At 32.6% G+C, this 10,138-nt stretch carries 12 protein-coding genes and 2 pseudogenes; 11 read left to right on the top strand and 3 right to left on the bottom strand.

Features of this window, described 5'->3' with window-relative positions; all coding sequences use genetic code 11:
- The 5 genes and pseudogenes from H8909_RS11655 to H8909_RS13545 all read left to right on the top strand — a co-directional run.
- A partial coding sequence (locus H8909_RS11655; RefSeq protein WP_187012954.1) for a DDE-type integrase/transposase/recombinase occupies positions 1-534 on the top strand: 534 nt, incomplete at its 5' end.
- Positions 535-771: 237 nt separating this feature from the next.
- Entirely contained in the window at positions 772-1,260 is a 489-nt protein-coding gene (locus H8909_RS11660) for a hypothetical protein (protein WP_022425182.1), read from the top strand.
- A 337-nt stretch (positions 1,261-1,597) separates the two neighbouring features.
- Complete coding sequence (locus H8909_RS11665; RefSeq protein WP_022425181.1) at positions 1,598-1,843, top strand: hypothetical protein; 246 nt, start codon at positions 1,598-1,600, stop codon at positions 1,841-1,843.
- Positions 1,837-2,100 (top strand): annotated as a pseudogene (gene tnpB, locus H8909_RS13665) (IS66 family insertion sequence element accessory protein TnpB); the annotation flags it as partial. The gene H8909_RS11665 and the pseudogene tnpB, both read left to right, overlap by 7 nt.
- Positions 2,101-2,121: 21 nt before the next feature.
- Positions 2,122-2,640, top strand: a pseudogene (locus H8909_RS13545) (IS66 family transposase); the annotation flags it as partial.
- 377 nt (positions 2,641-3,017) lie between these two features.
- Here H8909_RS13545 and H8909_RS11675 read toward each other — a convergent pair.
- Together H8909_RS11675 and H8909_RS11680 are read right to left on the bottom strand one after the other, a co-directional pair.
- Entirely contained in the window at positions 3,018-3,503 is a 486-nt protein-coding gene (locus H8909_RS11675) for a hypothetical protein (RefSeq protein ID WP_187012956.1), read from the bottom strand.
- Between the two features lie 33 nt (positions 3,504-3,536).
- On the bottom strand, positions 3,537-4,016 hold the full coding sequence (locus tag H8909_RS11680; protein WP_238928286.1) for a DUF1836 domain-containing protein: 480 nt from the start codon (positions 4,014-4,016) through the stop codon (positions 3,537-3,539).
- 114 nt (positions 4,017-4,130) lie between these two features.
- Here H8909_RS11680 and H8909_RS11685 point away from each other — a divergent pair, with 114 nt between their 5' ends.
- The 6 genes from H8909_RS11685 (at position 4,131) to H8909_RS11710 (ending at position 9,400) form a co-directional block, all read left to right on the top strand.
- Positions 4,131-4,733, top strand: coding sequence for a DUF4230 domain-containing protein (locus tag H8909_RS11685; RefSeq protein ID WP_238928287.1), 603 nt, complete (start codon positions 4,131-4,133; stop codon positions 4,731-4,733).
- Positions 4,726-5,460, top strand: coding sequence for a copper homeostasis protein CutC (locus tag H8909_RS11690; RefSeq protein ID WP_187012959.1), 735 nt, complete (start codon positions 4,726-4,728; stop codon positions 5,458-5,460). Before H8909_RS11685 ends, H8909_RS11690 begins: the two co-directional genes overlap by 8 nt.
- A gap of 2 nt (positions 5,461-5,462) precedes the next feature.
- The gene (locus tag H8909_RS11695) at positions 5,463-6,206 is read left to right on the top strand and encodes an alpha/beta hydrolase (RefSeq protein WP_187012960.1); all 744 of its coding nucleotides are present in this window, start codon (positions 5,463-5,465) and stop codon (positions 6,204-6,206) included.
- Between the two features lie 126 nt (positions 6,207-6,332).
- Positions 6,333-8,159 carry a translational GTPase TypA gene (gene typA / locus H8909_RS11700; RefSeq protein ID WP_187012961.1) on the top strand — a complete coding sequence of 609 codons (1,827 nt, stop codon included), beginning with the start codon at positions 6,333-6,335 and terminating at the stop codon, positions 8,157-8,159.
- Between the two features lie 46 nt (positions 8,160-8,205).
- On the top strand, positions 8,206-9,093 hold the full coding sequence (locus H8909_RS11705) for an FUSC family protein (protein WP_187012962.1): 888 nt from the start codon (positions 8,206-8,208) through the stop codon (positions 9,091-9,093).
- An 88-nt stretch (positions 9,094-9,181) separates the two neighbouring features.
- On the top strand, positions 9,182-9,400 hold the full coding sequence (locus H8909_RS11710) for a DUF6465 family protein (RefSeq protein WP_022425172.1): 219 nt from the start codon (positions 9,182-9,184) through the stop codon (positions 9,398-9,400).
- Positions 9,401-9,794: 394 nt separating this feature from the next.
- On the opposite strand, the gene H8909_RS11715 is transcribed toward H8909_RS11710, so the two are convergent.
- Positions 9,795-10,138: ATP-binding protein (locus tag H8909_RS11715; RefSeq protein WP_187012963.1), on the bottom strand; the 344-nt coding region annotated here is incomplete at its 5' end.

Here is a 10,138-nt window from a genome sequence, read left to right on the forward strand (position 1 = left end):
GAGTTCAAATATGGAAAGAATAATGAAAATAAGCTATATCTAAGCCTGATACTAGATCTTTATGACAGATATCCAGTAGGATATGCAATTAGTGACCATAATGATAATAAACTTGTCTTTGATACATTCAGATCAGCTGTAGACGCTAATCCAGGAGCACATCCGCTATTTCATAGTGATGGTGGCTACCAGTATACGAGTCCAATATTTGTACGTATGCTTAAGGATAATGGCATGGAACAGAGCATGTCCAGAGTTCACTGCTGCATTGATAATGGACCAATGGAAGGATTCTGGGGAATACTTAAATGTGAGATATATCATTATGGCAAGAAATATGAAACAAGAGAGGAATTAGAAGAGGCAATAAGAGAATGGATAAGATATTACAGTCATGAAAGATATCAAAGAAGATTTGGTGTGAGAACACCTTATGAAGTAAGAAGTGAAGCATTGTGCAATGAGAATCCAGTTCAGTATCCAATACCTGAGAACAAGGCGATACAGAAATATAAGGCGGCACATTATGCATAAAAATATGCCTGCCACGTAGTGGCAGGCATGGGTACATGTTTTTAATTATTTCACCTGTCTACTTGACAGGGGCGGTTCAAACCTAAAGTGAAAAGTTAAATTCCACTTTAAAAAGAAACAAAAGACGGGACTTTAGACAGGCAATGTAAAATATATATTTATATTGCCTTTTTTATTTAGTATGATATAATAATTCGCAAAAAAATTAATGATACAAATTTTAGGAGGGAATTTTAGATGAAAGTTTTTAAAGAAATAATTGCTTATTTTAGTCATATGAATAATAAAAAAAGAACTTTAGTGTGGTATATTGTATCATTGAGTATTGTTTTGATAGAATATCTTATTAACTCTAGACTAGACAAATTTGTCTACTTTCATCCGTTCATTAGTATATTAATAAATATAGTTCTCTTAATAGATTTATTTTTTATACCTATTACTTTTATATCAATTGATATATTAAAAGCACAAAAAAATTCCATTATAAAATTTTTTCAAATTATTTTATCAGGAATTGGAATAGGACTGTTATCTTTTGTGGTTATTTTTGTTTACTCTTTCTTTAATAAATCATCATTTAACATTGATAGTGTAAATATAGATTTTAGAAGTGATAAAATATATGTTGAAAATGTAGTTTGGTTAGAGGATAGTCACCATGTAGATGTGTATCAAGTCGAAAACGCATTATTTGTAAGATGGATTGACAGTTATAAATTATAAAATGATAATGTTTCATTGCTTAGTGAAGGTTTATTAATAATGGAAGTAATCGTGCCAGAAGTTTCAAATACATAATTAAAGTAAATTTGTTGTAGATTAAAAGTAAGCGCCAAATAATATAGTGGATAGAAATAAACCTCATCATATTAGATAATTAAAGTGTTTTTAGATACTAAATTTGCTATATATAGTGTTTTTAGCCACTGAATTCACTCTATATAGTAATTTTAGCACTAAATTTACTATATAGAGGATGGTGAAATCATGGATATTCAAAGCATTAATGACGATATCAAGACCAGACAGTGGATTGAAAGAATAAAGGAGTGCAGGAAAAGTGGACTTCCTGTCAGAAGCAGGCAGAACAACATATGTGAGCAGACCTACTACTGCTGGCTTAAAAAGTTGCGAAAGATGGCAATTGAATCAGGGAGCTGTAAAGGCTCCATCATTTGTCTCTGTTGATCAGAGCACATTTGATAAACAGAACATAGTTATAACTAAAGGAGATGTTCGTATAGAATTTCCTTGTGATACAAATATAGGAACTGTAACTAACATCATAGGTGCACTATTATGTTAGGTGACATCTCCAAGGCTGAGCATATCTATATAGCTGTAGGCTATACAGACATGAGGAAACAGATTGATGGTCTTAGTGCACTTGTCACAACGCAGTTCAGACTTGATCCCTTTTCAAATTCGGTATTTCTGTTCTGTGGAAGAAATGCGAGAGTGATGAAGACACTGTACTGGGAGGGTGACGGCTTCGTGCTCCTTTACAAGAGACTGGAAAATAGCAGATTCAAATGGCCTAGAGATGAATCCGAAGCTAGAGAAATAACACCCAGCAGTTCAGGTGCCTCAGATACACTGTCTTATACAGGTCTTAAGAAAATAGCCAAGCTATTTGCGATAGAAAAGGAAATTGATACATTCCCACCTGAAGATAAAGTCAAGATACGCCAAGAAAGATCAAAGCCATTAGTTGATGACTTCTTTTCATGGTGTAAAGATAATCAAAACAAGGTGTTAACAGCTTCTAAGATAGGAAAGGCTATACAATATGCCTTGAATTACGAGGCTGGATTGCGTTCATTTTTAGAAGATGTTCTTGTACCTATGACAAATTCATTAGATGAACGTACAATCAGACCATTTACAGTTGGCCGAAAGAACTGGCTGTTTTCAACTTCTACTAAAGGAGCTGAAGCAAGTGCAGCAGTATTCAGTCTAATTGAAACAGCTAAAGCCAACAGGCTTGATCCATATGACTATATTGAATTTATCCTGGATTATTTACCACAGCAAGATTTGGTTGAAAATCCAGAAAGACTGGACTGGTTCTTACCATGGAGTGAAGAAATAAAAGCCGACTAAATTGATTATTGTATCAATTCAATCGACTTTTTTAAATACACTATTTTATTTGGCGCTTACGACACATCTACTAAAAAGGGCTAGAAATGAATGAATATTCATTTCTAGCCGCACAATTTTTATCACCTGTCAACAGTTTGGTAAAAAAAGCCTCCTCAATTTCAAATAAAGGAGGTTCTTTGGCATTTAGTCGCTTAACTTAATACCAATGGTTTGCTAAGGAGGTTTTTCTTTTGGAAAGAAAAAGCAAGTTTTCTAAAGAACACAAAGTTGAAATATATAAAAGATATTTATACATCAATTGTAAAGTCATACGAGCACATGCCCCTTTTATTTCATTATTATATTGGCTTTTATAATTACTTTACTCTTATCATCTATAAAATTGATTTTCTCCAAGGGATGTTCTGCTTATCAAAAAATGCATGTAATCTCTCAATATCTTTATTGCTGGCATTTTTCTTTTCAAAATAGGTTTTAAAGCCTGCATTACTTAGAAAAAATACAATATCATTTGTTTCGTTAATTTTCTTTAAATCTTTGTATTTTATAGGATCTTCATTCGGTGATGAGTCTACTTTCGCGTAAAGTTTATCTTCATCAAAGTATAAATCAAAATATATTACATCTTTGTTGTATCGTTCTATTTGCTTATTCATTAATTGTTTTAATACAGTTCTTGATGAAGCAAGATGAATTATAACTTTGAATAATAAACTAGCGCAAACTATTATGAAAAAAGAAAAATCTCTTATAAATAGGCCTAACAATAAACCTATAAAATCAAGACTGAATACGGTTATAAATGTAATTTTATATTTAGTAGGAAAGAGTAATTTCAAATAGAGGAGGTTCTTTGGCATTTAGTCACTTAACTTAATACCATTAGAATAAACTCAATCCTTTTTTAATGCTTCTTCCATTGTTGCTTCACCAAGAAGATTATTAGATACCTTGATTTTATAGACAGAACTTAAGATACATTTATTATATATGTCTGGTAATTCTGAGTCTAAATGATTTGTCTTAAGGATACGCTCAAATACGTCACAATACATATTATAGAATACAGATAATTCTTTCTGACTCTGTTGTAATTGAATAAGCTTAGAAATCTCATCTAATGAAAAGACAGATTTTAATAAACAGATTAATGTGAAATAAGCAATCTGTTCTCTTTCATACTTCTTCTTTATAGGTGCTTTTACTAGCTTATGTTTGACATAATTATTGATCATTGTTTTTGTGATAATAGCGTCATCATTATTTTTTAAGAAAGACAAACTCTTTTCTATAATAGATACAACCTGATCTATATAGAGTGGAAAATCTGGTATTTCTTCCCATCTAGAAATATGTACATTATCGTAATTCATTTTCATCACCTACTTAAAAACTATCATTTATTGTATTCGTTGTCAAATCATCTAGACTATAAAACAAACTGTATATATTTTTTCTTATCTGTTATAATCTAGTTGGTGATGAAAATGAAAAACAAGTTTAATTTAAGATCAATTATAGTCATTATTGTGTTAGTTATTGTTGTATTTATGGGTGGTATGTACTTTGGAGGACGTAGTACACCATCTAAAGAAGAAATTACCTCAACAGCTTTAACACAGAAAATAAGAGATATTAATGAATTAGCTGTATCTGAATATGATTATACAAAAGTAGGGAAGTTCTCTAATTCATTAAAGTTTAATGGCTGGACTGTTCCTTTAACACAGAAGTCTTTCTTAATTACTTATGAAGGTAAGATGAAAGCAGGTGTGGATCTCTCTGATGTACAGGTAGAAAAAACAGATAATAAGATTGTTGTGAAAACATCTGCAGTAAAGATCTTATCTAATGAAATCGATGAGAATTCTATTAAGGTTTATGATGAAACAAAGAATATCTTTAATCAGATTTCTATTACAGACTATAAGACTTTCGCAAAAGAACAGAAGAAGAAAGTAGAAAAAGAAGCAATCAAGAATCAGTTTTTAGAAAAGACTGAAACTAAAGTGAAGAAAGCCATTAAAGATCTTATTTATATGACTGTAGATCAAGAACAGTATGAAGTAGAGGTAGAAGTGAGTGAATAAGTTAGAAGTATGCTGTGGCAGCTATGAGGATGCAATGAATGCATATCATGGTGGTGCGAAAAGAATTGAATTAAATAGTGCATTAGCGTTAGGTGGATTAACACCTACTATTGCATCATTGGAACTTATTAAGAATAATACAGATCTAGAAGTTATTTGCATGGTAAGACCCAGAGGTGCAGGATTTGTATATAATGAATTACAATCTGAACAGATGATTATTGAAGCAGAAGAACTATTAGAACACGGGGCTGATGGTATTGCGTTTGGGTTCTTAGATCCTGATGGTAAAATCAATAGTGCACGCACAAGTGAAATGGTCTCTATTATTCATAGCTATGGTAAGACTGCAGTATTTCATAGGGCCTTTGATGTATGTGACGATCCAGATGCAACAATTCATAGATTAATTGAATTAGGTGTGGATAGAGTACTTACAAGTGGCATGAAGTCTACTGTGAGTGAAGGAGTTCAGCTTATTAAGGAACTGCAGGAGAAGTATGGCAATCAAATAGAAATATTGGCAGGTTCTGGAATTAATGAAACAAATGTCGTAGACATTATTCACTATACAGGTATTCATCAGGTTCATTCTTCATGTAAGAATTGGAGAGCAGATCCTACTACAGCTAATGATCATGTATCATTTAGCTATAATGGTATTAATTATGATTATGTAGATAAAGAGAAAGTGAAGAGAATGGTTTCACTTGTAGAGGAGGATTAATTATGCAGCAGTATTGTGAAATTGCGACACCTAAGGGTGTTATGAGAGGATTCTTTCATGTGCCTCATAGAAAAGAATTCCCTGTATTATTAATATTCCATGGTTTTACAGGACAATGTACAGGAACTAAGTTCTCCTATGTTTCTTTATCACGTTTATTAGAAGCACAGGGTGTTGGTACTCTAAGAATGGATTTTCTAGGCAGTGGTGAATCAGATCTTACATTTAAAGAAATGACATTTGATGATGAATTATCATGTGCACGTATTCTATTAGAAGAATTAAAGAAGATGCCTCAAGTCACTGATATCTATGTTTTAGGACATTCTATGGGTGGTGCAATTGCGAGTGAACTTGCAAAACTTTATCCTGAAGATATTAAAAAACTTGTATTATGGGCTCCTGCCTTCAGTTTACCAGATTCCTTGGACTATCTTACAGGAACAGTAAAAGAAGCACCTATCTATGATCATAGTGGATTTGAAATCAGTGATGCTTTTGTAAAGGATATGCTTCAAAGAGATTTCTATAAGAACTTAGACACATATAAGAATGATTTATTAGTCATTCATGGCACAGAAGATAAAACAGTACCTTATGCAATCAGTGAGAAATATACAAAACTATTTGGTAAGCAGATGATCTTCCATCCAGTTGTTGGTGCATCTCATAATTATGATAATGCAGAACATATTCATGAAGTTCTTTCTACAACTTATAAATTCTTAACAGAACAGGTGATGTAAGCCTGTTCTTTTTTGAAAAAGAGTTGAATTATTCAATATTTAATAAATTTTCTCATCTTGAAAACTATTCTTTATTGAAATGAAGACGAACTATGATATAATCTAAAAATTGAAAGAGGTGCGATTATGAATATTAGAAATATAGCGATTATTGCTCACGTTGACCATGGTAAAACAACATTGGTTGACCAGCTTATTAAGAAATCTGGAACACTTGAAGCACACGAAGAACTAGCTGAACGTGCTATGGATAGTAACGCTTTAGAAAGAGAACGTGGTATTACTATTTTAGCAAAGAATACAGCTATTCATTATAAAGACTATAAGATCAACATCATGGATACACCAGGCCATGCTGACTTTGGTGGAGAAGTAGAACGTATCATGCATATGGTGGATGGTGTTTTACTTGTTGTTGATGCTTATGAAGGTACAATGCCTCAGACTCGTTTCGTATTAAAGAAGGCATTAGCTGCTCATGTTAAACCTATCGTTGTTATCAACAAGGTTGACCGTCCAGTTGTAAGAATTCAGGAAGTTATGGATGAAGTTCTTGAATTATTTATGGAATTAGGTGCTGATGATAATCAGCTTGATTTCCCAACTGTTTTCGTTTCAGCATTAAATGGTACAAGCTCATTAGATCCTGATATTAGTACTCAGGTTCCTAATATGGACTGTTTATTTGATATGATTATCAATGAAATTCCTGCACCAGCAGTAGATGTTGAAGGTGGTTTACAGTTACAGCCAGCTTTATTAGACTACAATGATTATGTAGGAAGAATTGGTATTGGTAGAATTCAGAGAGGTTCTATTAAAGTAAATGAAAATGTTGTATGTTTAAGAGCAGATGGTTCTAAGACGCAGTTCCGTGTTCAGAAACTATTTAGTTATTTAGGTATGCATAGATTTGAAGTAGAAGAAGCAAGTGCTGGTGATATCGTAGCCGTTGCAGGTTTAGCTGACATTGGTGTTGGTGAAACAATCTGTGAACCAAGCTGTGAAGAAGCATTACCATTACTTCATGTAGATGAACCAACAATCCAGATGATCTTTGGTACAAACACTTCACCATTTGCTGGTCAGGATGGTAAGTTTGTGACTGCATCTAAGATTGAAGAACGTTTATTCAAAGAAACAAACAAGGATGTATCTTTAAAAGTAGAACGTATTCAGAATAAAGAAGAATGGATGGTAAGTGGTCGTGGTGAATTACACTTATCTATCTTAATTGAAACAATGAGAAGAGAAGGATATGAATTACAGGTATCTAGACCTCATGTTATCTTAAAGGAAATCGATGGTGTAACATGTGAACCATATGAAGATGTAGAAATCGAAGCACCAGATGATTGTATTGGTTCAGTTATTGAATCATTAGGTTTAAGAAGAGGTATCATGGAAAACATGGATTCTATGGATGGTATGACTAAGGTTCATTACATTGTACCTTCTAGAGGTTTAATTGGTTTCATGACTAACTTCTTAACAATGACTAAGGGTTATGGTATTATTAACCACTCATTCTTAGAATATCGCCCATTAGAAGGTGAAGCAGTAGGTGAAAGACAGTTAGGTGTTCTTATTTCTATTGAAACAGGACAGACTACTGCTTATGCACTTGGTGGTGTAGAAAGCCGTGGTGTGATGTTTGTTGGCCCTGGTGTAGATGTATACGAAGGTATGATTGTCGGGGAACATGCAAAGGACAATGATTTAGTAGTAAACGTTACTAAGGGTAAACAGCAGACAAATACACGTTCATCTACAAAAGATACAACAGTTGTATTAAAGAGACCTAGACACTTCAATCTAGAAGCTTGTCTTGACTATATTAATGAAGATGAATTAGTAGAAGTCACTCCAAACAACATCCGTTTAAGAAAGAAATATCTTTCTGAACTTGATCGTAAGAGAGCTTATAGAGCTAAAAATTCAGCTGCAGAATAAGGGGAGTAATGAGAATTACTCTCTCTTTTTTTTAAAGGAGCATGTTATGAAGATAAAAGAACTCACAACTATTGGTTTTAAACCAACCCCTAAAAAAGATTATTATTACTATATTCAAGATCATTTCTATCTTTTACTACAGGTATTACCTCATCATAAAATAGCTTTATTATTGACTACAGAAGATAGTAAGCATCAAAGAGATATACTAGAACAACTCTTTATTAAAAGAGATGATGTAGAACGTATATATTCTAATGAGAAAGGTGCAGGACTTGTTTTATCTAAGCGTATTAAAAAAGAAGAGTTAGAGAATATTGTCTTAACGCTTAAGAAAGAAATTAATCAGTCACCACAATGTCATCACTGTCATCATAGTATTCCATTAAATGTCTATTTATTAGATGATGAAATAGATATATTATGTTCTGACTGCTTTGAAAAACATGAACGTATTACCAAACACACTGCTTCACCACTTGGAATACTTGGTGCTTTTATTGGTGCAGTCATTGGAGGTATTATATGGGCTTTTGGCTATAACCTTGGTTATATCATCTGTCTAGATGCAATACTATTATCATTGCTTAGCTTTATTGGTTATAAGAAGCTAGGACACTATATTGATCAAAAGGCAAAGATTATTATTCCTTTAATAGATATTCTTGTATTGTTGTTTGCGCAATATGCTTCATGTGCATTCTCTGTTCAGGCAGCCTTTAAACGTATTGGTACATCAAGTGTTTCATTTATTCAGGCATTAGTTGTTGTACCAGGTATGATGTTTGATTCAAGTCTGATAGGATTACTTCTTGTGTATTTACTTTATGGTCTTATTTTGATGATCATTACTTTGGTTATTTTGTTTATATATGACAAGCGTAAAAACAGTTACTATTTTACATATAAATGTATAAATGGTGAAAATAGTTGATATTTTCAAGAAAAAATGGTTGATTGTAAAAGGAAAAGTGATATATTAAAGGTGGTTTTTATCATACTAGGAAATGGAGGATACAAACATGAAAACAAAAATTGAAGTACAGTTCATGAATAAAGATGTTAATGTGTCTGATATCGAAAAATTAGTTAAAGAAGATATCAAAGCTAACGGAATCAAGCTTAACACTCTTGAAACTTTAGAAGTTTACTATAAACCTGAAGATAGCGCAGTATATTATGTAGCAACTACAAAAGATAAGAAGGTTTATGGTGTAAACAACGATCCATTACATATTTAATGTGAATGAGGCCTTTATAAGGCCTTTTTTGTTGCTTAGTATATAATAAGAAAAAAGAGAGCAGATACGCTTATGAATTATAATGACTTATATTTCATAATTTCCATCGTGCAATTAAGAAGACAATCAAAAAGTCTCATGATGTTACTTATGAGTTTCTTGATTACTGTACTTTGTATCTTGTTTTTCTATTGTAGTGTAAAGTACAAAACATTAGTCTCTTTTGGTATGTTAGTGGTTGTATTTCTTATGTTCCTATGGAATGTGATTATTCGCTCGTAATTGCACCGGTAGTCGCAGAGCTATGCACCACCTCTGTCGTATTAAGTGCACCACCTAACTCTTACCAGAATAATAGCCAATCATGATAGTCATGATTGGCTAAATAATTCCCTTATTTTATTCTAAAATTATCAGTACCCATATCTATATCGATTCTATTATGTACTATTCTATCAAGCAGAGCTTCTGTCAATGTTGACTTATGCAGCTTATCATACCAGTCTTCAGTTGGATACTGACTACAGAAGATAGTTGAACACGTATCATGTCTTACTTCCATTAATTCTGAAATGAACTGCTTATCCTGATCACTCATTTCATACATCAACCATTCATCCAGTATCAAAAGTTCATACTTGGCATACTTCTGCACTGCCTGGGATAGGCTCTTTCCAGAGTTTCTCATGTTATCATATAGTTCTAGTAATCTAGGAAGTCTAATATAGAATGTCTTAT

Origin of the sequence: Catenibacterium faecis (genome assembly GCF_014306455.1) — a bacterium.
In the GTDB taxonomy this organism is placed as follows: Bacteria; Bacillota_I; Bacilli_A; order Erysipelotrichales; family Coprobacillaceae; genus Catenibacterium; species Catenibacterium mitsuoka_A.